A 22,481-nucleotide genomic window follows, 5' to 3' on the forward strand; every position below is an offset into this window, starting at 1 on the left:
AGTCGGCGCCCATATTCCGGCCGCAAGCCTCCGCACGGCAAGGTCGCGCGCTCGATCCCTAACAATATCAGCGTAAAATAATTGTCGCAGCTAGACTTTACTTTGGCGGTTTATTCTGAAGAATAACACTCTTGGTGCGCTGAAGGCCGGAACTTTAAAGGTTTTCGGCCTTCTTTATAGATTAGCCGTCTCATAAAATCGAGCCGGCTGGTCGTTGTTCTTCCAGGGGGGATGAGATGGTGCAGATCGTCAAGGCAACTGCAATCGTCAACAATGAAGTTGCGTTTCTTGCGTGGCAGACCAACCCCGACCCGATTCCTGATTGCCTGGGCTTCCATATTGTTCGGGAATATCTCGATGCCACTGGTATGGTAACCGCCGAACGCCCCCTTGCCGCCTATGTCGCCTTTGAAGGGCAGTCGAACACGGACTGGCAGGCGCAGAACACGACTGTTTGGCCCGTGCAGAAGTTTAACTGGCGCGATCTCACGCTGCGGCGACACCGTGACAAGTTGGGTCTCCGGCCCGAAAATGAGCGGCTACGATACCGTATCCGCCCCGTAGGTCGCTTGCGCGATGGCCTCGAGGAAGTAGTGCCCGTCCCCGAAAGCCATTGGGACGCAAAAACCAAACAGCGCGTCGAGCATCACTATCAGGGCGCACCTATCCGGCTCGGCTATCTGGCCCCCGCGGCATTCACCAACATCGTTGAGGCCACCCGCCGCGTGGGACCGTTCGTCTCCACCTTCACCAACGGCATTCTATCGAGCCAGTTCCTGATCCGCATGCTCGAAGAGAATGATGGCAAAGTTGGGCGCGACGAACTTGAAGTTCGTCTGCGCGATCCCGACGACACCCTGCGACGCTACCTGGCCGGCGACGTCCCGACGACGATAACCGAGTTCCTGAGCCGAGCAGGCGGGCAATTTCATGCCGCCCTCTACGAGCTGGAGGATCGGCAGTTGCTCGACCTGCTTGTCGCGGCGGCGCCCCGGATGCAGCTCATCCTGTCCGATGCCGGGTCCAGCGACACCAAGGACAAGGTTACCAAGAAGGTCATCCATACCGACTACGATACGAGAAACAAAGCAGCTCGCGCGACGTTGCGCGCGTTAGCGGATGCGCCTGGAACGACTTTCGGTATGCAGAACCGGCTGTTCAACGGCAGCGGCCACATCGGCCACAACAAATTCGTTGTCTGGTCGGATGACCAGGGCACACCCCAAGCCGTGCTTACCGGGTCGACCAACTGGACGTGGAGTGGCATCTCCGGCCAGAGCAACAATTGCATCGTCATCGAAGACACGAACGTCGCGCGCGCATACCTCGACTACTGGCAACGCCTGTTCGATCACCCCTTGCCGCAGCCTGCGCAAACGGGGGACGCCAACACCGCCGCCGACCAGGGCGATATCGTGAAGGACGCCGACCGTACTCCGGTGACCGGCAATCTCGCCAACGGCGCTGCCTTTGAATGTTGGTTCTCGCCCAACGTTCCGGGCGCCCAGCAGCCGCCTTCGGCGCGCGCCAAGCGTCAACTGCCGCCTCCACCGGACATGGACCGGCTCTTCTCGCTGATGCGCCGTGCGCACCGTATGATTTTGTTTGCGGTGTTCTTGCCGTCTAAGGGCGGGGTGCACTCGATCATCTCGCAGGCGATCGATCTCGGCCTCGCGGATACCAGCCTGGAGGTGGTCGGCGCGGTCTCCGATCCATTGGCTTGGGGCTACCAGCCTTCAGGCACCGGCCCGGATGGAAAGCCTTTGGTGCCGAGTTCGCCCTTCATCATCCAGCAGGGCGGCGTCAATGTCGTGCGCGCAACCGCGCTCACGGACAAGGATATCGGCCGCGAGCTCGGCAATTTCGTCAACAAGGAGATTTTGAGCGCTGGCAAGGCGATTATCCACGACAAGATCCTGGTGATAGACCCGCTTGACCCGGTGAATTGCGTGGTCGCGTTTGGCAGCCACAACCTCGGTTATAAGGCCTCCTACTCCAACGACGAAAACCTGGTAATCGTGCAGCGCGATCCCGCGCTTGCCCAGGCGTATGCGACGCATGTCCTCGACGTATTCGATCATTACCGCTTCCGTGCAGCCGAGGCAGAGAAGTCGGCCGACCTGAAGCGGGCGGGCGTCGCCGCATCGTCAAGCCCGACCGATGGCTTCCTCGGCGTTGACGACACTTGGCAGACCACGGCAGATCGGCGGATTTCGGCCTATTTTGCGAAATAAGTGCGCGGCATGGTGCAGAGGCCGACAGAAACTCTGCTTGGGGGCAGCTACATGTTTCGGATCGTGACCGGCTTGCTGATCGCCGGCGTGTGGGAGGGGACAAGCCAAAACAATGCGGGTGGCGCGGGCGCACAAGCGCAGCGCGGAGCCTCGGCCGTGTCGATTTTGCTTGCGGGGAGAAGGGGCCGAGCCCAAAGCTCCCTTTCCAGTGTGTCTCGCGCAAGGCGCAGCCGCTCCTGGGGCCAGCGGTCGCTACGAAGCAGAGATTCAAGGCGAGTTCCTTGGCTGCGCCGCCGGCAGCAAGACAGCGCAAGTCACAAGGAGTGCTAAATACTCAAACCACCCGCGTCACGACAGAGACGGCGGGGAACTTGGTTGCCACACGAAACGATTCCTGATTATGCTACAAGTAATTCGGCTTTTACTCGCTATGACAGGGGTGCCCATGAAAGAATCTGAGACGGCTAACGACCAACTACAGTCAAATGATCCATCGCGACACTGGATTATTGTCATAGGCGCCGGAGCAGGCGGTTCACGTTTCTTCATAGAGAGCTCAACGCTAGCAATTCAAAATAAAATGTCAGACGCCGTGGGCTACATTATCTTGGAGCTGCGCCCGGCCTCCGAGCACGGAAAAGGCGTAGCGTGGTCATCCGAGCAAAGCACGAATTTGCGCGCAAATATGCCTTTTCCGACGATTGGTTATTCGCCACTGGATCACGGTCGGCTTTCCACGCTTGCCGAATGGAAAGAGGGCGAAGAGGCAACGCAGGACGCTTTATATAAGCGCCGAAAAGACATAGGAGAAATGCTCCATAAGGACTTTCTTTATTACCTAGAAATCGCTGACAAGAACAATATACCCGTCGTTATTTTACAAGGTGAGGCCTCTCGGCTTTCACGGAAAGGAATTGGGTTTAGCATAGCCACAACAGATGGACGAATGATATATGCGAACACCGTAGTACTTGCGTTGGGTCATACCCCCCCGACAAAATATAGCGAATTGATCGGCAACCCAAATTATTATGGCAATCCGTGGGACTGGAAATCTCTTGATGGCATCGATCCTAAGAAAACTGTCGGGATCCTTGGCTTGGGTCCTACAGCAGTCGATGCGACAATTGTACTTAGTGACAAGGGCATCAAAAAAGTTTTGGGGTTTTCTCGAACAGGAACGATGCAATATCCAAGACCGAAGTATACATCCCAATCTCCTCTGTTCATTACGGAGAAAAATATCCTTGATATCTACGATTCGACAGGAAAAATCACGATAGATCATATCGTTGCGTTAATGTTACAGGAATTCAAAGCGGCTAATGTTCATCCAGACAGCCTAAAAAATGCGTTATTGAATAGCCGACTGCAACCATCAAAACTTTTAAGCATGGCTCTACCGGATTGTTATTCCGAAACGAAGTGGTTTGCTATTCTCAAACTGCTCGATAATGTAACTCCTCTGATTTGGCACTTGTTCACGCCCAATGAGAGAGACAAGTATCTCAAGTTTTGGCGCCCCCAGCACACCGCAGTTAGCTATGGCATGGCATCCCCCCAAGCTATCAGAATTCTAAAAGAAATTAATGATGGGCGTTTTGAGGTTCATGGAGGGATTACAGATAAGTCGGTTAGAGAAACTAAGGCCGGGTTCAGGATAACAACCAAGTTCGGCTCCAAGCAAAATGACTATGATGTTGGGGCTATAGTTAATTGTAGCGGGGTTGGAACCGAGTTATCCTCTGCGCGATTCCCTGTTCTCAAATCAATGATGGCCGAGGGCTGGCTTACAAGGCACAAGTATGGGGGCGCCCTTGCTGATTTTAACACTGGCCAGATCTTGACCGAAAATAGGGAGCCAATAGGTGAATTGTACTCACTGGTGGGGAGCGTAATGTACGGAACGCGTTTGTTAACCCACTGCCTAGGTGAGACGGGTAGTTCCGCTCTGAGGACCGCTAGTGCCATTCACGAGAAACTCAAAGAACGGAGAACAACGATATAGCCTGCTCGATCTGAGCAGGCTATATCGCTACCATGGTGCGTATGGAAATGACCCGATGTCGGTAATAAAGGTTGGCTCCCGCTTCACATTGTGACTCGGCACGTCCGTTTCCTTTTTCTCCTGAAATGCGCTTTGTGCGGGCCTTTCGAGGTCTGTCACTTCCTCGTTCAAACTTTCCGTTGTTCCAATCATAAACGTTATCCTCTATTGTCGAGATAAGTACTATGGCATTATGGTTTATATCTAGTATAATGGTCAAATATATCGAGGTGTCGGTAAGTGTATTGTAAGGATAGCGGAATGATTGATATTGCGGGATTCTTTCAGGGACAGTTGCCACTTTGATGGGCTTAGGTCCGCTCGGTCGCGGGCTGGGAGACGCGAATGTAGGTGCTTCGGCCCGTCGGCATCGGGAGCCGGTGAAATGAAGCTCGGTCACTGACACTGGTGGTTGCCGACCAGGTGCGATGTCCAGACCCGACGGGCCGATTCCGGCTCACGGTCGAGGTTCAGGGTGGCTCGCGCCACGCGGCGCCAATTGGCGCCGCCCGCTTCTGCGATCAACGGGACTGCGTAGGTCTGGATGTGCGCCACGTCGCAGGCCATGACGTTGGCCAAGTCCAGCGCGCTCCTTAGCGATCGCGATTTGACGTGGGATCTGGCTCCCTGGACAATTCTTCCGTTTGCGGCGGAGCCGCGTTGTCGAGGTCAAGTACGTCGCGATCTCGTAACGCAGGCGGTCGCGGCTACCGTAGCGCGCTTGCAGCCATACCGTGCACCTGAGCAACAGACCGATTTTGCGACGGCGACTTGGCCTTATTAATCGGCCTTTTCATGCGCCGACACTCAATGTGCATGGACGCACGCACTTCGCTACCTGTGCAGTTGAACAGGTAGTTGTTTGCTCAAATTGAGGGAGGCGATAATTCAGCAGATGCATAGTCAACGATCGTTGCGCTGAGCGCCTTTGGCTAGCTGGATGCTGGAACAGCTAGCCAAAGGAATAAAGGGGCACCCCCACGGCCAAGCTATCTGGCTGCGGTCAGACTCGACCCGACGCCGTTTCGGCATGACGGGCATCCAACTCGATGCCCAGCCAGTTGCGGCCGCAGTCCTGCGCAGCAACAAGCGTGGAACCCGACCCGCAAAACGGGTCGAGTACCAAGCCACCCTCAGGGCAGAACGCCTTCACCAGCCGCCGCAGCGGCTCAACGGGCTTTTCCGTGGGATGGAGGCGATTGCCGGTGTATTGCCACGGCAATACGTCGGGAACCGCCTCCGTTGGCAAGGGAGGCTGTCCCTTGGCAAGGATGTAGGCGGACTCGTGATGCGCCGCCACGAACCGCGTCGAGGAGGCATAGCTTTTGCTGAAGACGAGATGGCCGACAATGCGGAATCCCGCCGCGCGCCACGCTTCGATAAACTGGTCGGCAGCGTTCCAGCCGTAGAAGCTGACGCACAAGCTGTCTGGCCGCAGCACGCGATAGGCTTCGGCAAAGGCCGGCTTCAGCCAATGCGAGTTATTGTCGTTGGCCACCGTGCGGCCGGTACGGTCACGGTAGCGGCACAGGTACGGCGGATCCGTGAGGATGAAGTCGACACATTCGGCAGGAAGGCCGGCCATGACGTCGATGCAGTCGCCGTGGAGTACGCTGTTGCGGGGACTCGTGGCGGCAGCCGCTGCCGGGACGGGTCCCAGGCGCTGGATAGAAATGAACCGGCTCATCGCACCAATTCCTCTCTATCGGCTTCACTTCTGCCGGCAAACGCATCGCCGGCAAGGCCGTCCGCACCGCGGAAGCGGTGGGGGCTCATGCCCCCACGCTTTCCTTGGCCTTGCGTTCGCGGATGACCAGGCGTCCGCTGAGCGGCAGCGCCTTCAGGTTAAGGTTGAAGCCCTTGCGGTCATCGTGGCTCCACAGTGCGCCGATTTCGGTCCAGGTGGTCTTATCGCCCTCGCCCTCGACAACGAAAACGGTGTGGGTCGGCCGTTTGGTGGTGGTGGTTTTCGTCATAGTCTTTCTCCTTTGTTACCCCGGCCACGTCATTGCGGCCGGTCGGGTGACCAAGGCGCCGGGCGATTCAGCCGGCCTGCAACGGAGGGTCCAACCGAGGGTCCCACTGGGAGACGGTTGGATGCCTTGCAGGACGGCACGCCGGGTGCACACACGACCCATTTCCGGCCGCTTTGAGCTGTGACCGGCACAAAGGGGAGAAAGACGACGAAACCGCCGCCGGCGGCCGACCACCCATGCCATGTCGAGGCGCGGGCGATCCACCTGCGACAAGGGTGCTGCCACTGCCGCCAAGACGACCGCAAGGGCTTGGCCCTGAACAGGGCCTCCGCTTGCCGTGCCGACGCCAATCCGGTGCCGGGCCAATGCCATTGGCCAGGAACGCGGAGGGGGCGTACCGAGCCATGTCGGACATGGGAATGTCCGGCATGGCGGGCGGCCGGCGGTCTGTCACTCGCCAATGTATTGGGGAGTGACAGACCGCCACCAAACCCACAGTGGACGCTGGGTTCGCACAAACGTCGGCACACGACCTGCAAATGACGCTACGCTACGCTGATCATTTCCGGTGCAAAGTGCTGGCAATTCACGGCGACTGCGGCAACTATCCCGGCGGGCAAAAACCGCCTGAACCATCTCACCCGACCATTTCCCCAACCAAAGGAGAGCAGCATGACTGCTTATCGAATACGTGCGCCGCCGCGGCGGGCACACCTCCGGTTTCGACCTCTCGGTGACCGGACGCCCAACAGGGCAAACCAATTCGGCCAGCCACCAGGCTGGCTAGGGAGGCTTATACCGTAAGGAAGACTACGCATTCCGGCCCTGCCGCGAATGACCTTCGCGGGGTGTCACGATCTACGGACGTGCATCGGCCATCAACACTCAGCCAATAACAAAAAAAGCGAGCAAGATGGACGATTTAACCATGGACCTGGTGCGGCTGTGCCAACGCAACCGGGACGGCTCTTACGGCACACAGAACAACCGCCGGCGCGGCCTGTCCGCAATGGCCAACGACCTCGTGGACCTCGGCTATAAGCTGCCGTCTGCGACGTCCCTCAAGCCCAAGCATGTCGAGGCCCTCGTCGAGCGATGGCTCGATACGGACACCTCGGACGCCAGTATTCGCAACCGCCTCACCTGGCTGCGCTGGTGGGCCGAGAAGATCAACAAGGTCAACGTCGTCAACCGTGAGAACGCCGCCTATGGCGTCGCCGAACGGGGTGACGTCACACGCAACCGTGCGCAAACGCTCGACCATGCCAAGCTTGCCTCGATCGAATGCCCGTACATCAAGGCGTCGGTGCTCCTCCAGGTGGCCTTCGGCCTCAGGCGTGAGGAAGCCATGAAGTTCCGGCCGCAGGCGGCCGTCCGAGCCGACCAGATCGCCTTGCAGGCGAGCTGGACGAAGGGGGGCCGGGCACGGACCGTGCCCGTGACCACGCTGGAACAGCGGCAGGTCCTCGAAAATATCCTGCGACTTTTTCCCGGTGCAGGATCGTTGATCCCGGCTCAAATGAGCTATGTCGAACACCTCAAGCGCTTCGAGTACCAGACGCTCAAGGCGGGCCTCCGCAACACCCATGGATTCCGACACGCCTATGCGCAGCAACGCTATGCGGTGCTGACCGGGCATCCCTGCCCCCTGGCAGGCGGCAAAGCCTGGGCTGATATGTCCGGGAAAGAACGTGCCGAGGACCGCGCAGCGCGCCATCGGATTTCCGCAGAGCTCGGCCACGGCCGCCTGAAGATCACGGATACTTATCTGGGGAGTGCCTTCTGATGAAACGTTCGGAAGGCAATTTCCTCATGGCCTCCAGGAAGAGGATGAAGTACGCCGAAAATCTGTTCAATCCGGCGACGGTCGCCGCCGCCATCGATGAGGCGGCCATGCAGGGCCACCGCCGATATCGCATCGTCCAGGAGTTCGCGTTCGATCTATCCGACACGGAGGCCGCCAAGGCGCTTGAGAAATGGCTCGATTCCGAGCAGTTCGAATACGTCTGGCGCCCGACGCGTCTCGAACAGGATGCGTATCGCCCATCGATCCTGGCGGAATACCCGGAACTCGAAATCTCATGGTGAAATGATTCCGAAGGGCCGAATGGCTGCACAACGGGGGCGTTCGCCCGTTGGGAGGGAGGGGATGTCCATCCCCTTTTGTTTTTTTGCCTCCGCTTCCGGAGTCCTTGAGGCCAGCAGTTCTGCTGTCCCGTTCAAAAACCAGAGTGTGTTCACATTCCCTCCCCGCAGAACCAATGACGAGCTATAACCACAGGATAGTTTTAGCTTGAGCTAATAACCTTGGGGTCGAGTCTTCGGTCCCAGGTTAGCTCAACCAATTTCTCGAAATCCCATTGTATTCGGCTTCGCTGTTGCTACTGTCGCCTCAGTCGGGCTGGGTGGGATATGGCCGATAAATTTGATCTGTTTGGCGAGCTGGATCGCGGCGGCGCGCTTGCGCTGAAATGGGGCAAATGGGGCCTCTCGGTCGGAAGGCATTTAAGGGTCCGCTCGGCAAGGCGGCGGGCCGAAGACCTCTATGGCCGGACACCGGGCGAAATCATGGAGCAACTGTCCGGCTGGCAGCGCAGCGGCTGGCGCGGTGGCATCAGCTATCCGCGTGGCAGCCGACCCTTCGAAACAAGGATCGTCTCCTACACCCAGAGCGAGACCTGCAAGACGCGCATTGGCACAATGGACGGAGGGCCAGGCACATGACGCTCGCCACCACCATATACGGGTCAGAGACCCGCCTGCGCCCGCTCATCAAGTCCGTCGTCCTTGTGACGGGCTTGCGGGCCGCATGGCTCGCCATCAACGCCTATCCTCCGGAGGCGCTGCCATTGGCTTGGGCGCTGGTCCCCTGGCCGCAGCACGCGTTTTCCTGGACGGTGTTGGCGGTCGATTTGGCGCTGGTGTTCTCCCAGTTCCGAGCCGCCGTGCGGCTAATTCGGCTGCTGCTGTTGCGCTTCGCTCCGCAGCTCGCAGCGTTTTTGGGGTTTTCGGCGCGCCCGCCTTCGGCCGAGCAGCACCTGACGCCGCGCAATCGTTCCTGGGGGCCGACGGCGGTGCTGCTCTGCGGCATCCTGATGCTGTCTTGCTGCGTGTTGACCTGGATTGTGTTGATGCTGGCCTACAACGAGTGGGCGCCCTTCGACCTGTTCATGCTGAGCTATTTCGCGGACAGGGCGCTGCTGGTCGGCTTCGTGCTGTCCCTGCTGGGCCTGACGTTTGGTGGCCGCTATATCGCCCGGGCCTCTGGGGACGTCAGCACGAGTTTCGGGGTGATGCCGGTTGAAGACACCCACTGGCTGGCGGAGCGTGTGCACGGCTTGGCCGAACAGCTCAACTTGCCCAAGCCGGCTGTGGGTGTCACCAATGTCATGAATGCCTTCGCCATGGGCGCGAACCAGAAATCGTCCATGGTCGTGATCGGCAAGCCGCTCTTCGTGTTCGAGAGAGATGAGCTAGACGCTGTTATCGGGCACGAACTTGGCCACATCCTGCACAACGATGTGGCGCGGATGCAGTTCGCGGAAGGCTTTCAGCGCATGCTGGTCACCGTGGTGAACATCATGACGCGGGTCGCCGTCAAAGTGGCCGTGCGCGGCAAGAAGAGTCGCGCAAAAGCTCGCCGGGATGCGTATCTGGCCTGGCTTAGCGGGTTGGTTGTCCGGAAAACGGTCTTCGTCGCCTCCGAGCTCGTCGCCAAAGGCATTTCGCGCAACCGCGAGTTTCACGCCGACGCGGTCGGAGCGCACGTAACGTCTCCCGATGCCATGGCCCGCGCCCTCAAGCGCGTCCATGGGGTGACGGACAAGCCTACCGCCGAAGAGCGGCAGTACGGCTACCTGATGTTCCGGGGAGCAGGTTTCGGAAAATTCTTCGCGACGCACCCGCCCCTAGAAGCGCGCCTGAGAGCCCTGGACGCTCATGCGATTTCGCACGAAGCCGCCAAAGCGGCCGTTATCCCGGCCTCGGTTGTGGCCGTCCACGGGGCAGAAGGCCTTGGCCTTGCCGGGCCGGGATCCGGCGACGATACGCCGTCCGCTCTGCGTGCCCAGCTTGGCTCCTTGGCTTATGGCCTTGGACGCAGGACGCGGCGCGGCCTCACGGCTTTTCGCGCAAAGGTCAATGTCAGGCGGCTGGCGACCTTGGGCGCCGTTTGCCTGGTCTTGGCAGCGGTGGCGCCTGCCATCGTGAACTTCTACAGCCTCGATCGCCGGTTCAATGACGCCAAGGCGTCAGCAGGCCAGGCACTGTCAACCTCCTGGAACTGGGTGGCCGACATGCAGGAGGCGTGGTTCGGTAACACCGATTACACCGCGCGTGTTCAGCAGCTCGAGGCTCGCGAGCAGGCGGTGAAGGCCGCGGAAGCGCGCCTTGCCAACGACCGCAAGGCCCTCGCCCAGCAGACGTCCGCGGGCAACGTGAGCCTCCCTAACGCGCTCGCCGAGCGCGACCAGGCCCGCCGGCAAGTGCAGGATCTGCTCCTGAAGCTTGATGCGGCCAACGCCGACCGCTCCGCGTTGACGGCGCGTCTTGCCCAGCAGAAGACCCCGGAGGCCGGAACATTGCCTGCGGCTTCGCAAGCCGACATGCAGGATCAAATTGCCTCCCTAACCGAACAGCTGTCCACGATGACCGCCGATCGCGACGAGATGGTCCGGCGGAATGACGAGCTTCGGCAGATGAACCTCGAACTGAAGGGACAGATCGCCGACCGGGACACGGCCCGGGTCGACCTCGACAAGCAAATCCAGTCCTTCAAGGATCAGATCGCCAATCTCGCCAACGGCGAACCCGCAAGCCAGGAGCAATCCGCCGCGCCGACCGTCCGCGAAGCGCCGGCTACAGGCGGTTACGGCGCATTTGCAGCCGCTGGGAACGGCATCGTCATTCTCACGGATCGGAGTTTCGCGACCCAGCAGGCCGCCACCGACGCGGCCCTGGCCGAATGCCGCCAATTCAGCGGCGGAAGCCAATGCGAGTTGAAACAGGTGTTCCGCAACACCTGTGCGGCCGTGGCGCGGGTCATTCCGGCGACCAAGCGGTCGCGCTATGAACTGCAGTTGGAAGCGACAATACAGGACGCAGAAGAAATGGCACTTTCGGAATGCTATCAGCAAAATCAGCGACCTTGTGAAGTGACACGCCAGGTTTGCGTCCAATAGGAGGGCTTGCCTGCTCGGCCTCTCACGGAAGTGTCATGAATGGCAGGTAAACGTGCTTTTCCTGGGAGCGATTGATCGTTGGTGGACGAACAGCAAGCGCAAAGTGACGCCCACCGCCTCGTGCGCATTGACGGTGGTCGCGCCATAACTCTTGTCACTTTTTATTCGGCGGCCGAGGCATTAGCCGTCTTGGGCTGCTTGGTCGATGGCCACCGCTTGAAGCTTGGCGACAGGCAAGTATGGCCTGCATCCGGCGGTCATGTTGATGACGCAAGTTAGGAGCCACCTTCGGGATTTACGGTGTTCCCAAGACGTTTCAGCGCGGCTTTCGGCCGGGCAAAAGTGGTACATGTGTTCGAGAGCATGAGATCGCACTAGAGAGGAGCTTGATCGGACTGGAGGATCATGATTGCCAGCGATACATCGCGGAGAGGAAACGAATGGCAAGCAACAGGTTATTCCTAGGTAGAACTTCGGTCGGCTTTTTTGAAGCATTCCCAAACATTTCAACGTTTGAGTTGACTGTCCAGCAACAAGGCAGAAGCTATTTTGAGGAACCAACGGTCAGCGTCTACACGGAAAAGCGCCCGCCGCCACCCACGATACCCTGCGCTAATCCCAGGTGTCGCGGGGGCGGCTTGGATTTGCAGTGGACGCTAAGTTCGCTTCCAAAAGAGGCATCGCAATACGAACAGACTTTCTACTGCGGTGGCGACGAGGGATCGCCTGCAGGTCGCAAACGAGGCAATTCGTGTACAAACTCGTTTAAGCTTCATGTCAGTGCGAACGCGCCCACATCCTACAAATACGAGCATCTGCATGAAAAAGGGTGATTGCGAAACCGCAATCCGCTCCCTCGCCACAAAATGGGCAAGGGAAACCGGCGTGGGCGATGGCGACCATCCTAGCTTTTCCAGCTTCAAAAACCTGGCTGCGGGAGAAGGGCTATTCCGGGTACCTCGATTTCCGATCAGTCATGGGTCCTAATTACGATGCCGAAGCTTGGTTTGATGACGAGCTTGGTCAGAACTGGCGGCGCTAGCTAGCCGTCATGGGCTGCTTGGATGATGGCTACCTCTTGATGCTTGGCGACAGGCAAGTATGGCCGGCAACAGCGGTCATGACTATGTCGCAAGCTAGGAACGGGCCCGCTTCTCCGGCGTTCTAGCCCTCGCCTCCTCCCGGACAGATCTCAGCTCCCACAAGGGTCCAGTTTTGCCCGGATCTTGCCGATCGCCTTCATGAAGGTGTCGGCGGCTTCCCGGTCCAGCGCGATATCGAGGAGGCCTTTCGTTGTGCGGATCGAGAGAATGCCAAAGGTGCCCTTCTCGTCCATGACCGTGTCGACATGGATTTCGGTCGGCACGAAAGGCCGTGCCTTTTCCACACGCTTCATGGGTTTCTCGCGTCGCTGGGTGGTTTCCGACAATCACGCACCAAAGCGCTGTGTTCAAGCGAACTCAAAGCTTATGCTAAGACAGGCCCCGTTTCTTGTCTGGGAACGTCACCACATCGCAGAAAATTGCCGTCCTTTTTCCGCTCAGTGCTCGTAGTGGTAGGCGGGCAAGTGCTCAGGCTGGCCCTGCAGCTCCGCAATCAGATAGGCCCGGACCTTTTCCGTGGAATTCACTTGCTCCTGGGCTCGGGCATGAAAGTAGAACGTACTTTGGCGCAGATCTTCCGGTATTCCGGGGATGGTTTCCGCCTGCGTTTTGCGGAGGGTCCAGTAGTCAAGGCGCTTCCGGCACCGGATAAGTTCCTTTTCGAGCAATTCCAGATCCTTGCGGGCTTTCGCGCGCTGGTCTTCCGTGAGTTCACGGATGCCGAAAACAGAGCCTCTATGTACCTTGGTCATACATTCATCATGGGGCGGCTCTCCGAATCCCGCAAGTGCTACCTCTGATTGCGGTCGGGCTCGTCCCGCCCGCAGTCATCCACGCCGTCGGCCGGCTCGTGGCGCCCCGTATCAAGCCAATCCAGGTGGTTTTCGGCGCGCTCCGGTACTGCGTCGGATCGATGAACCAGCGTTCCGACTTTGGAAAGCCAATCCAGTTGGTTCTCGGCGGGACTACGACGCTCCCCGTTCGACGAAGGGGATTGCATCCGTTCACTCTCCTCACGGCCTTGGACGCGGCGCTCCAAATCCTCGATCTGTGCTTCCACCTTGCCGAGTTGATACATGTGATCCCGTTGAATACCGTAACGATCCTGCAGGAACGAACTGATGCGATTGGGGCTGGAGTCCGCCTCCAGCCGGGGAAGGCAGTTTTTAATCTCATAGTCGATATCGTCGACGGCTTTTTCCAAAGACCGGGATTGGTCATAGAGAAGTTCGAGTGCGCGCTGGCTGTCCATGTCTTGTCCTTCGTCCTCTGGCGAAATTATGCGGCTCGCGACCCGTGTTGCAGCGAGGATTAGGCCGGAAATGACGGCCCCCCTTTCGCTCATTTTCCGACTCGTTCCAGCTGGAGCGGCCGGAGACGGGGCGGGTACAAGAACGGGAAATCAAGCCTTTCGCCTACTCGAGAGACAAGGGATGTCCATCCCCTCTTCAGTTTCTTGCCTCCCCTTCCGGAGGCCTCTGGAACAGCAGTTCTGCTGTCTTGATTTGAAAGGCTGCTCCCGCATGCTGGCACGTGAGCTTTTGGTCCAGCGCATTCCAGCCATTCTCTTCGCGGGAAATCCTTTTGCAAACACTCAAGAAAAATTCTTCTCGCCCCTTCTAAAGGGGGTTTCTGCCAGATGTTTCTTGGTGCTAGATCATCCAGTCTCGCGGGGGCTGGGGTATGCCGGATTGGTTCAAGGATTTCGATCCCCTGAAGGGAGTCGAGCCGTTCGGATCGTCTCGCAAAGGGGGTGCGGGAGGGGGATTTTCAACCGGATTCAAGATAGCCACCGCCATCAACAACATGTTCGCCCAACATCGGGCGCGCAAACAAATGGAAAACGAGCAGCGCGAGGAGAAACGGCGCGTCGATGAGGCGGTTGCCAACCCGCCTCCCCTGCATGGTTCGGCGCGCTGGGCTGATGCCTCGGAGCTCTCAAAAGCGGGCTTGCTGCACCCGACTGCAAAATTCGACAGTCCCTCTTCCATTTTGCTGGGAGTCTTCGAGGACCCCGCCCTCGGTAGCGCAGTCGCCGGTCAACTTCACTGGGATGGCGAAGGCCACCTCCTCACCGTAGCGCCTACACGTACTGGCAAATCGACGACGACGATCATCCCCAACCTGATCCGCTATAAGGGCTCGTGCGTTGTGCTCGACCCCAAGGGCGAGCTTTACGCCCAAACGGCGGCTTGGCGTCGGAAGAACGTCGGACCGGTCTATCGTCTTTCACCTTTTCAGTCCGAAACCGACGCCTACAACCCACTCGACGGCATCGCATCATTTTCGGATGCCCAGGCGCTTGCCGACCTGATCATGCCGCCGGATCCGCACGCGCCGGACTTCTTCCGCAAGGATGCCATCTCAGTCCTGACTGCCATTATCATGTTCGTCACCGAGGCAGCGCCGCCGGGCCATCGCAACATGGCCGAGGTGCGGCGTATCACGGCCGCTCCCCTCGATCTTTTCACCGAGGCGATCAAGACCATGGGGGACTCGCGCAATCCTGCGATTGCAAACGCCGCCAACATTGTCCTTGGGAAGGACCGCAGCAAGGCCATTCCGAACCTGCGGGATACCATCAATACCGAGTTCGCCCTTTGGGACGACCCAGGGCTTCACCGTGCCACCTCGGTGGCTTCGTTTGATTTCCGTTCGCTGAAGGACGAACCGGCGACCGTCTACATCACCGTGCCGTTCCACAAGATGTCCGCGTATGCCGCGTTCCTGAAGATCACACTCACCACCGCTCTCGAGGCGATGCTCCAGAATGAAACCATCCCCGACATACCCGTCCTGTTCATCCTGGACGAGTTCCTGAGCCTCGGCCCCTTCCCGCGCTTCCGCGACGCAATCCGAACACATGCCGGCGCCGGCGTCCGCCTCTGGTTCTTCCTTCAGGACGTCCCCACGTTGGAAGAACATTACCCCGGCGGGTGGAAGACGTTCTTCAACACATCGGTGAAAACGTTCTTCGGAACGGACGAGCACTTTACCGCATCGATGATCTCGGACTTCCTCGGCGACCAGACGCGGGGTTACCGGACAGCAGGGACCAGCAATAGCGCCTCGACCGGCCCGATCTTCAGTGGCAACGGGGCAGGAACGGGCTCAGTCAATCACGGCATCGCCTATTCCGGCCGTGCCCTTCTAACGCCGGACGAAGTGACGGAACTGCTCAGTGGCACCGACGCGGATCAGACCCGCACCGGCCTTGTCTTTGCGCGTGGCGTCCGGCCGGTCCAGGCCAAGCTCGTGCCCTGGTATCTGGGGCAAACCTGCCGTGATCGTGTCACCCAACCAGCCAATCGCAAAGCATGAGGAACGGCATGACCTCCGGTCCCTTTTTCGACGAAGTCAGGCCGTTGGCCGTCAAGTATTTGGCGGCCACGGCGGTAGCCACCTGAAACGCCTTCTCGCAAGAAAGCCGATTGATCTTTGCGGGCCTAGCGGTCCCACAGCCATTGCCGGCTTATGTCTCTCTCTTGCTCTCGGTCTTCGGACCCAGGCGATTCAGGTCTTCGTTTGACCCACCACGGATCGGGGTCGGCTCGCATCTCGCGCTGCTTGCCATCGAAATGCACGGGGTTAATGGTGCGCATCTCATCCAACTGGTCGCGAACACCACGATATTCCTGAAATATGGCCGGGAGCCGTAAGCTGGCGTCTATGGCGTTCTCCTTTCTTGTCTCATCCCGGGGCATCTCGCCAAGCGAGAAGAGGTGGTTCTTCAGGAGCTCATACGAATGCGCATCGTTTAAGGCGGACTTCACCCACTTCTCGTAGGCGAGGTCAGGCCGCTCAAAGCACCGCTCAAAAAGCTCGTCGAACTGGCGGTTGAGCTGAACCATCCGCGTGGTCAGCTTCTGCATGTCTGCTTCCGGATCGAGATCCTTCGCCATGGCAATTTCCTTTGACAGGGAATAGGAATAATGTCCTACTCCCCCTATGCGGCCATATTGGATGAGAAGGTTAGACTACGAACTTGCTCTAGCAAAGCGCCGCCCGTGGAGAGATTGGCCAGGATGGTTCTGGTTTCACATGGTCAAACGACCTTACTATGCATACATGCTGCACCGTCGTCGGAAACTGGGAACCTATAGAGAGGGGTTGCCACCCAGCGATACCGCGACCCGCGTGCGGGGCGACATGCTGGCTGGCGCGCTGCCCGCCAAGCGTATTCCAAAAGACACGGTAAACTAGTTCACGGGGACCTCCGTTCCTAGTTGCGTGGCACGCCTTCCCGAGCCGATCACCGACTCCGCCACCAGGCATCGCGATCCAGTTCAGGCGCATCATGTTCGCTTTCCGGCTGCCGATGATGCTGCGTGCTCACCCACCACGCCCTGTCGGTCTCGGCAGCAAGCTCCCGATCATTTGGTAGCGGATAGCGCTCGGCCGGCTGCTCGACCTCGGCAATCATCCTGTCCTGCGCCGCCTCCAGTTCATGCGATGGGATCAAGTCACCTTCGGGATTCAGGACGGGCAGATCGCGCTCGGCAACAGGGTCGCCCTGCTCGTGATCCCGCGACTGCCAATAGAGCCAGAATTCGTTACGTTCGTGCTCACTTATATCCGGCGCCGGTTCGCGGCTTTCCGGCGGCCAGTCGCGTCTTAGGGATAGGTGGGGATATAGTTCGGCAAGCGGGTTGGGCATTCTCAGCTCCTGTCGGACCGTGGCTATGCGTTCTACGTCGATGTACGCCCGGCGTGACCGCCGCGCCTGGCGATCGGCACCCATGTGCCGGCCTGCGCGCTGAGCCGAACCCATGGAAGCTTGGCTGCGGGCATCAATGCGGGCATCGAGGCCGGCGCTGGCAAAGCTGGCGTTGGCAATTTTGGCCCACCTGGCACGCGCATCGGTCACGAAGCGAAGACCGTCGGCCTCCCGGATCTTTTCGGCGAAACCGCCCGCCGTAATCCGACGCGTTGTCAGCAGCATGTGGGCATGAGGATTGTTGTTGCTCCCGTCCTCGTGAATCGCCAAATCCACGACATAACCTTGACGCGTATACGCATCCGCCATCGCGTTGGTCAGCTCGCGCCAAATCGCCGGGGCGACTTCACGCGGCAGCGCGAACTCGATCTCCTTGGCAAGCCGCGCGTCCTTGCGCTTTTCGGCGGCTTCGACGGCATTCCAGAGCTTGGCACGGTCACCCATCCAGACAGGAGCCCCAGCCGGTATCCGGATCTCGGCGTGAACAACGTCGCGCCGGCCGCCAAACGCGCTCTCGCGTTCTTCGGCGTCGTTTGGCAACGTTTCGCCTGCCCTATAGGCGGCGGCAGCGACAACGGAACGACCGTCACCACGACTGATGTTTTTGACGTGCAGATGAAAGATCGCCACTGGTCACCTGTCTATCTGCAATTTGTCGGGCCACGGCGTACAGTCAAGTTGAAAAGCACACCCAGGTGCGCAGCGGGGTTCCAAGGGGCTTGCCCCTGGCGCACTTGCCGGTTTTCTCCGATTGGCGTTTCGCCAGCGGTTAGAAAACCGAGCAACGCATCGCAAATTTCGTCCAATGCGTACACATTGGGCGATGCGTAAGTGCGCTGTTGGCATGGCACCAATTTCCAAGGTTTGCCCTCTCTAAGCCGCTATCCGGCGAGCACTTAATCCTGAATGTGTTCGGACCTCTCAGGCTTCGCCCGCGGGGCCGGCCTTGGCTTGCGCACATTGATGGCCGCCGCATCCAGTCTGTTCTTCAGGTGCACGGCATAGTGCTTCTCGATCATCTCGACGCTCGTCCGGCAGTTTTTGGCGATCTGGTAGATGTCGGCGCCCTCCAACAATCGGAAGCTGATGTAGCTGTGACGGAGCGAGTACAGCGTCCGCCGGTTGCCCTCGCGGTCCAGCTTGAGGCCGATGTTGTCGAGGATCGTGTTGAACTGCTTCTTGTGGTCGACCGGAAAGATCCGGTCTGTGGGCTTGGGCTTGTTCCGGGCAACCATTCGCTCGAACGGGAACACCGCGCCCGACGTGCTTTTGCAGTACCCGACTCCGCGCTTGCCGCGCACCTGGATCTCCAGGATTTTCTGACCCGTCGGCCCGTCCTTGACAACCTCCACGTCCCGGTACTCCAGCCAGTTGGCCTCGTCCGGTCGCAAACCGGTATTGGTCAGGAAGAGGATCTTGTCGTGAAGCTGCTCGGCCAACCAGACACGGTGCGCCTGCTCGCCCTTCTGCGCTTTGAGGCTAACTGCACGGGCATCGTGGGCGTGCGCCCGCGTCGCCTGGTACAGCTGTTTGTACTCCTCTGGGGTAAACCAGGCGCGATGTACCACCTTGGCCGACTTCTTGTAGGGTTGCGAGATGTCGGGCAGGTGGGCCACCCAGCGGTGGCGCAGCGCGGTTTTCAGGACCAGCCGCAAGGTTACGGTCTCGTGGTGCAGGGTACTGCGTGAGGGAAGCTTCTTGCCCTCCTCAGGCGTCATCCGCGAAATGCGGTATTCTTGCACCGTGCCGGCCGTGATAGTCGAAAGACCCATCTTGCCGAAAAAAGGCACCAAATAGGTGCGAACGCGCCGGTAATGGTCCTTGACCCAACGGGCGTTGCGCTCTCCATCCGTAAGAACCTCGTATTCAGAGATAAACTGGTCGGCGGCGTCCTTGAAGGTTTTCTCACCAACCAGTTCGCCGCGCCGGCCTTTGTCCTTCAGCCCGAAATACCAGTCCTCGGCCCAGTCCTTGGCCCGGGAAAGACTCTCTTCCTTGGTGCTGACGCGCCAGTTTTTGCCTTTCAGGAACGTCGAACAATGCCAAATCGGGCTCTCGTTGCGCCGATAGACGTGAACCTTGCCTTCCAGAATCGTGTGCTTTTCCGCCATCGCCAGACACTCCCTGCGCGCGTGCAAGTTTGTGAAAGAGATGTGTAAGGCTAGTTTCGGCATCCTCGCCTAGCAAGGCGAATTTTAAGTGCCTGATTTTCCTTGGAAAATGGCACGGGCAGCAGGGCTCGAACCTACGACCTGCGGTTTTGGAGACCGCCGCTCTACCAACTGAGCTATGCCCGTACGTGCGCATGTCGGCGCAGCAGGCGCTTCCTAAAAGCTTCCGCACGCTCTGTAAAGAGCGGTTTGCAAGCAAACACGCCTTAACCTCTGCGCCAGAAATCGGGATAGTCGACAACCAGCCCGTTGCGGTCGATTTCAAGTTCCCGCCTGAAGTCGCTGGCGCGCGATTCATAGAGATATCGCCTGCCCTCTTCGAAGCATGTGTAGCGCTGCGGGTTGGCGACGACCGTGAGGGCGGGGAAGTCGATGAAGGCAGTGGTTATCTCGGCACTCTGCCCGGCGGAAAGTTGCAATCGCCGGATCGGCAGCGTGTTGGTGAACGGCGTGATGGTCAGGTCGGGATCGAAAATGCCGTCGAGCTCCGGCATCGGCAGGCCGTCCCTGGTCCAGCGACCATCGCCATCGGCGGAAAGAACAAGCGTGCGGCCGCTACCGATCATATCGACAACGACACGCCTGGCGTGCCAGCCGACATCGCAAACGATGCGGTAACGGACGGCAAAAGGCGTTTGCCCGGAGCAGACTGCGACAGAGTCGGCCGAGACCTCCCCTGCCCGCTCCTGCAGCACCAAATGTTCGAGACCCGGTCCGTCCCACTCGCGCCAACGTATGATCTTCACATCTTCCGGCATCAGCCCAACACCTCCATGGCGACTGGACGCTAGTTTGTACCCGGTGGCTGATAGGGGCCGCCCGGCACACCCCAGCCCCAGGCCGGCATCGGTTCCGTCTGCGGATCGCAGGTTTCGCCGAGATTGGAGTTCATCTTGGCCAGGCGCGATCCCCATTCGACATAGCCCATGAAGGCCGAACGGAATTCCGGATCGTCAGGCAGGCCGACCGCGTCGGCGGCATCGGCCAGGAGGCTGATCCAGCGGCGGCGCTGCTCCTCGGTGAGATGCTTGCCCAGATGGTGCATGACCATCTCGCGGTGGCCGCCGAACTGCTCGCTGTAGGTCTTCGGTCCGCCGAAAACCTCGCCGATGAAGGCCGCGACATGGGCGGGGTGATCCGGCGACATGGTCTTGAACACCGGCCCGACGATCGGGTCCTGCGCCACCTTGTCATAGAAGGTCTGGGTGAGCCGGTTCAAGGCCTCGCTGCCGCCGGCCCATTCGTAGAGTGTCGGGATATCCTGGCCCATTCTCGATCCTCCGCCTGCCTGAAGCCGCCAGCAGCGACGATAGCGGAAAAATCGAAAGCGGCTCAACCTGCCTCGATGGCCAGTTTCGGGCTCCGTCGCCCACTACAATTTGGCCGGCGCGTCAGCCTCGGCATTGGCGGAAGGCCGGATCCGGCAATTCTCGGGTCTTGGCACCGCCTCGCAAATGGTGGCGCCGGTCAGCGCGTCGACCGATTGCAGGCTCGTCGTCAGGCCGACCTTCAGCATCATGTCGGGTTCCAGCCGGCGCTCGACCGAGCGCCGCTCGATCGCCGCGAACAGGGCGGAACTGATCGCCATCTCCTCCAGGTAAGCCTTGACCATCAGCTTTTGCCCCATCGGGTAGAGGCTAAGTCGCGCCTGGGGACCGACAAGCCGCCTGATGCCGCCGGCAAGCATGAGCGCGCAGGCCGAATCGCACTCCACGCCCGCATCGATGCTCAGCCCGGCATAGGCGCCCTCCTTGGCCAGGCAATTCCACGCTCCTGGGTCACAGCCGACGAAATCGGTGCGGCCAACGGCGACGTCGAGATTCTTTTCATGGATAAGCCGTCCCGCCGCCAGGGCACTGAACAGGTCGCCTCCCTTCGAGCTGATCACGACAGGCAGTTGCCGTTTGCCGAGCGTGGCGAGCAGCTGGCGCAGCTTCTGCGGGGTCTGGGGGGTGATCGCGCCTTCCGCCGAGATCCATTCCGGGCAGTCTGGATTGCAGAGCGGATTGGTGCCGCGAACGACAACGAAGCGCATGTCTTCATCGCGCCGCGCCGCCTCGGGTTCGATCGCTGGCGGAGTAGGCCTGGCCGCGGTCGCCATCAGGCCATCAGGCTTGTTCCCCGGCACCTCCCGGCAATTCGTGGCCAGGCGGCCGGGTTCGCACAGGCTCGCCGCGGTCAACAGGCCCACGGCGTCCGTGCTGGTGACCAGCTTCATCGCCAGCATGTCATCGAGGGCGATCTGGTGGATTTCGCTGGCCGGGGTGCCCTTCATCGTTTCGAGCATGCTTTGTTCGATGCCCATCTGATCCAGGTAGGCCGCCAGCTTTTTCTCCACCGACTTGCTCATTTCGTAGGTCTTGTAGCTGCCGGCGTTCTTGCGGCTGACGATCTTCGTGTTGAGGATCTTCTTCTTGCCCCCGACGATCCGGTAGGTGGTCCGGTATTGCAATTTCGTGCGGATGTAGGTCGTGGTGATCTGATGGACCCCGAGATAGGCCCATTCGCCGGCCACTCGCCTGATGCCGCCGGCAAACATCAGAGGACAGGCGGAATTGCACATGGCGCCATAGTCGATGACATCGCCGAAGTAGCGGGCGTCACGGTCCTGGCACCCCTTCGCGTCGGGCTGGCAGCTGGAAAACACCGTCTTGCCGATGGCGATATCGAGCTTGTTCTTGCGGATCAGCCGGCCAAGCGTCAGCGCCGCCTCGACATTGCCGCCGGGAGAATCCACGACAACAGGCAGTTTCCGCCCGCCAAGCGTCTTCAGCATGCGTTTGAAGAGCGCCGGAGTTCCGGCTTCTATGGAGCCCTCGGCCGATATCCATTCCGGGCAGATCGGCTCGCACCCCGCTGCGTTGCTGCGGACAATGCCGAACCGCATCGTCGGTCCAAGATCCGGCGCCGCATCCGCCGCGAAGGCTGCCGGGCCTGTGGCAAGCAACGCAATCAGCCAGGTCAGAGCCAGCGGCCACAATGCCCGACGATGAAAATACCGCCTTGGAACCATTTGGAAAAAGCCCCTTGATGCAACCTATACTAGACGAGGT

Annotated in this window: 19 protein-coding genes and 1 tRNA gene; 7 read left to right on the forward strand and 13 right to left on the reverse strand. The window is 59.6% G+C overall.

Annotated features, from left to right (window positions below; all coding sequences use genetic code 11):
- The first annotated feature begins 236 nt into the window (after positions 1-236).
- Positions 237-2,234: a phospholipase D-like domain-containing protein gene (locus tag A4R29_RS15330; RefSeq protein ID WP_063172267.1), complete on the forward strand. Its 1,998-nt coding sequence runs from the start codon at positions 237-239 to the stop codon at positions 2,232-2,234.
- A gap of 445 nt (positions 2,235-2,679) precedes the next feature.
- Positions 2,680-4,242, forward strand: coding sequence for an FAD/NAD(P)-binding protein (locus A4R29_RS15335; protein ID WP_161491082.1), 1,563 nt, complete (start codon positions 2,680-2,682; stop codon positions 4,240-4,242).
- Between the two features lie 435 nt (positions 4,243-4,677).
- Here A4R29_RS15335 and A4R29_RS15340 read toward each other — a convergent pair whose 3' ends face one another.
- From A4R29_RS15340 to A4R29_RS15350, 3 genes are all read right to left on the reverse strand, one after another.
- Positions 4,678-4,860: a hypothetical protein gene (locus tag A4R29_RS15340; protein WP_063172269.1), complete on the reverse strand. Its 183-nt coding sequence runs from the start codon at positions 4,858-4,860 to the stop codon at positions 4,678-4,680.
- A gap of 424 nt (positions 4,861-5,284) precedes the next feature.
- Positions 5,285-5,968, reverse strand: coding sequence for a DNA methyltransferase (locus tag A4R29_RS15345; protein ID WP_082827415.1), 684 nt, complete (start codon positions 5,966-5,968; stop codon positions 5,285-5,287).
- Between the two features lie 85 nt (positions 5,969-6,053).
- A complete protein-coding gene (locus A4R29_RS15350) occupies positions 6,054-6,257 on the reverse strand; it encodes a hypothetical protein (protein WP_063172270.1) in 204 nt (67 codons plus the stop codon).
- 913 nt (positions 6,258-7,170) lie between these two features.
- Here A4R29_RS15350 and A4R29_RS15355 point away from each other — a divergent pair.
- The 4 genes from A4R29_RS15355 to A4R29_RS15370 all read left to right on the forward strand — a co-directional run bounded on the left by A4R29_RS15355 (position 7,171) and on the right by A4R29_RS15370 (position 11,437).
- On the forward strand, positions 7,171-8,043 hold the full coding sequence (locus tag A4R29_RS15355; protein WP_063172271.1) for a phage integrase N-terminal domain-containing protein: 873 nt from the start codon (positions 7,171-7,173) through the stop codon (positions 8,041-8,043).
- The gene (locus A4R29_RS15360; protein ID WP_063172272.1) at positions 8,043-8,345 is read left to right on the forward strand and encodes a hypothetical protein; all 303 of its coding nucleotides are present in this window, start codon (positions 8,043-8,045) and stop codon (positions 8,343-8,345) included. Before A4R29_RS15355 ends, A4R29_RS15360 begins: the two co-directional genes overlap by 1 nt.
- A 324-nt stretch (positions 8,346-8,669) precedes the next feature.
- Positions 8,670-8,981: a hypothetical protein gene (locus tag A4R29_RS34495; RefSeq protein ID WP_063172273.1), complete on the forward strand. Its 312-nt coding sequence runs from the start codon at positions 8,670-8,672 to the stop codon at positions 8,979-8,981.
- Entirely contained in the window at positions 8,978-11,437 is a 2,460-nt protein-coding gene (locus tag A4R29_RS15370; protein ID WP_063172274.1) for a M48 family metalloprotease, read from the forward strand. The genes A4R29_RS34495 and A4R29_RS15370 overlap by 4 nt, the downstream gene beginning before the upstream one ends.
- Before the next feature lie 1,192 nt (positions 11,438-12,629).
- On the opposite strand, the gene A4R29_RS15375 is transcribed toward A4R29_RS15370, so the two are convergent.
- From A4R29_RS15375 to A4R29_RS34155, 3 genes are all read right to left on the reverse strand, one after another.
- Entirely contained in the window at positions 12,630-12,833 is a 204-nt protein-coding gene (locus A4R29_RS15375; RefSeq protein ID WP_063173697.1) for a hypothetical protein, read from the reverse strand.
- 144 nt (positions 12,834-12,977) lie between these two features.
- Positions 12,978-13,292 carry a hypothetical protein gene (locus tag A4R29_RS15380; RefSeq protein ID WP_063172275.1) on the reverse strand — a complete coding sequence of 105 codons (315 nt, stop codon included), beginning with the start codon at positions 13,290-13,292 and terminating at the stop codon, positions 12,978-12,980.
- Positions 13,293-13,330: 38 nt separating this feature from the next.
- A complete protein-coding gene (locus A4R29_RS34155; protein WP_145923770.1) occupies positions 13,331-13,792 on the reverse strand; it encodes a hypothetical protein in 462 nt (153 codons plus the stop codon).
- Positions 13,793-14,223: 431 nt separating this feature from the next.
- Between A4R29_RS34155 and A4R29_RS15390 the strand changes: the two genes are divergently transcribed.
- Positions 14,224-15,861 carry a type IV secretory system conjugative DNA transfer family protein gene (locus tag A4R29_RS15390; RefSeq protein ID WP_063172277.1) on the forward strand — a complete coding sequence of 546 codons (1,638 nt, stop codon included), beginning with the start codon at positions 14,224-14,226 and terminating at the stop codon, positions 15,859-15,861.
- 125 nt (positions 15,862-15,986) lie between these two features.
- Here A4R29_RS15390 and A4R29_RS15395 read toward each other — a convergent pair whose 3' ends face one another.
- From A4R29_RS15395 to A4R29_RS15425, 7 genes are all read right to left on the reverse strand, one after another.
- On the reverse strand, positions 15,987-16,442 hold the full coding sequence (locus A4R29_RS15395; protein ID WP_063172278.1) for a hypothetical protein: 456 nt from the start codon (positions 16,440-16,442) through the stop codon (positions 15,987-15,989).
- Positions 16,443-16,792: 350 nt separating this feature from the next.
- A complete protein-coding gene (locus A4R29_RS15400) occupies positions 16,793-17,887 on the reverse strand; it encodes a MobA/MobL family protein (RefSeq protein WP_063172279.1) in 1,095 nt (364 codons plus the stop codon).
- Between the two features lie 266 nt (positions 17,888-18,153).
- Complete coding sequence (locus A4R29_RS15405; protein WP_063172280.1) at positions 18,154-19,368, reverse strand: site-specific integrase; 1,215 nt, start codon at positions 19,366-19,368, stop codon at positions 18,154-18,156.
- A 110-nt stretch (positions 19,369-19,478) separates the two neighbouring features.
- A tRNA-Trp gene (locus tag A4R29_RS15410) sits at positions 19,479-19,554 on the reverse strand.
- Positions 19,555-19,634: 80 nt separating this feature from the next.
- Positions 19,635-20,186 (reverse strand): putative glycolipid-binding domain-containing protein, encoded by a 552-nt coding sequence (locus A4R29_RS15415; protein WP_063172281.1) that lies wholly within the window; start codon positions 20,184-20,186, stop codon positions 19,635-19,637.
- Between the two features lie 29 nt (positions 20,187-20,215).
- Positions 20,216-20,698, reverse strand: a complete 483-nt coding sequence (locus tag A4R29_RS15420; RefSeq protein WP_013531406.1) for a group II truncated hemoglobin — start codon at positions 20,696-20,698, stop codon at positions 20,216-20,218.
- Between the two features lie 102 nt (positions 20,699-20,800).
- Entirely contained in the window at positions 20,801-22,441 is a 1,641-nt protein-coding gene (locus tag A4R29_RS15425) for a COG3904 family protein (protein ID WP_063172282.1), read from the reverse strand.
- Between the last annotated feature and the right edge of the window lie 40 nt (positions 22,442-22,481).

Source organism: Mesorhizobium ciceri biovar biserrulae (genome assembly GCF_001618845.1).
GTDB classification, from domain to species: Bacteria; Pseudomonadota; Alphaproteobacteria; order Rhizobiales; family Rhizobiaceae; genus Mesorhizobium; species Mesorhizobium ciceri.

What these genes read in the sequence shown, in the direction of transcription:
- A4R29_RS15420 (WP_013531406.1), bottom strand. Translation starts at nt 20,698, where the DNA reads ATGGGCCAGGATATCCCGACACTCTACGAATGGGCCGGCGGCAGCGAG.
- A4R29_RS34495 (WP_063172273.1), top strand. Translation starts at nt 8,670, where the DNA reads ATGGCCGATAAATTTGATCTGTTTGGCGAGCTGGATCGCGGCGGCGCG.
- A4R29_RS15375 (WP_063173697.1), bottom strand. Translation starts at nt 12,833, where the DNA reads ATGAAGCGTGTGGAAAAGGCACGGCCTTTCGTGCCGACCGAAATCCAT.
- A4R29_RS15350 (WP_063172270.1), bottom strand. Translation starts at nt 6,257, where the DNA reads ATGACGAAAACCACCACCACCAAACGGCCGACCCACACCGTTTTCGTT.
- A4R29_RS15390 (WP_063172277.1), top strand. Translation starts at nt 14,224, where the DNA reads ATGCCGGATTGGTTCAAGGATTTCGATCCCCTGAAGGGAGTCGAGCCG.
- A4R29_RS15355 (WP_063172271.1), top strand. Translation starts at nt 7,171, where the DNA reads ATGGACGATTTAACCATGGACCTGGTGCGGCTGTGCCAACGCAACCGG.
- A4R29_RS15345 (WP_082827415.1), bottom strand. Translation starts at nt 5,968, where the DNA reads ATGAGCCGGTTCATTTCTATCCAGCGCCTGGGACCCGTCCCGGCAGCG.
- A4R29_RS15330 (WP_063172267.1), top strand. Translation starts at nt 237, where the DNA reads ATGGTGCAGATCGTCAAGGCAACTGCAATCGTCAACAATGAAGTTGCG.
- A4R29_RS15405 (WP_063172280.1), bottom strand. Translation starts at nt 19,368, where the DNA reads ATGGCGGAAAAGCACACGATTCTGGAAGGCAAGGTTCACGTCTATCGG.
- A4R29_RS15415 (WP_063172281.1), bottom strand. Translation starts at nt 20,186, where the DNA reads ATGCCGGAAGATGTGAAGATCATACGTTGGCGCGAGTGGGACGGACCG.
- A4R29_RS15395 (WP_063172278.1), bottom strand. Translation starts at nt 16,442, where the DNA reads ATGGCGAAGGATCTCGATCCGGAAGCAGACATGCAGAAGCTGACCACG.
- A4R29_RS15380 (WP_063172275.1), bottom strand. Translation starts at nt 13,292, where the DNA reads ATGACCAAGGTACATAGAGGCTCTGTTTTCGGCATCCGTGAACTCACG.
- A4R29_RS15370 (WP_063172274.1), top strand. Translation starts at nt 8,978, where the DNA reads ATGACGCTCGCCACCACCATATACGGGTCAGAGACCCGCCTGCGCCCG.
- A4R29_RS15360 (WP_063172272.1), top strand. Translation starts at nt 8,043, where the DNA reads ATGAAACGTTCGGAAGGCAATTTCCTCATGGCCTCCAGGAAGAGGATG.
- A4R29_RS34155 (WP_145923770.1), bottom strand. Translation starts at nt 13,792, where the DNA reads ATGGACAGCCAGCGCGCACTCGAACTTCTCTATGACCAATCCCGGTCT.
- A4R29_RS15425 (WP_063172282.1), bottom strand. Translation starts at nt 22,441, where the DNA reads ATGGTTCCAAGGCGGTATTTTCATCGTCGGGCATTGTGGCCGCTGGCT.
- A4R29_RS15335 (WP_161491082.1), top strand. Translation starts at nt 2,680, where the DNA reads ATGAAAGAATCTGAGACGGCTAACGACCAACTACAGTCAAATGATCCA.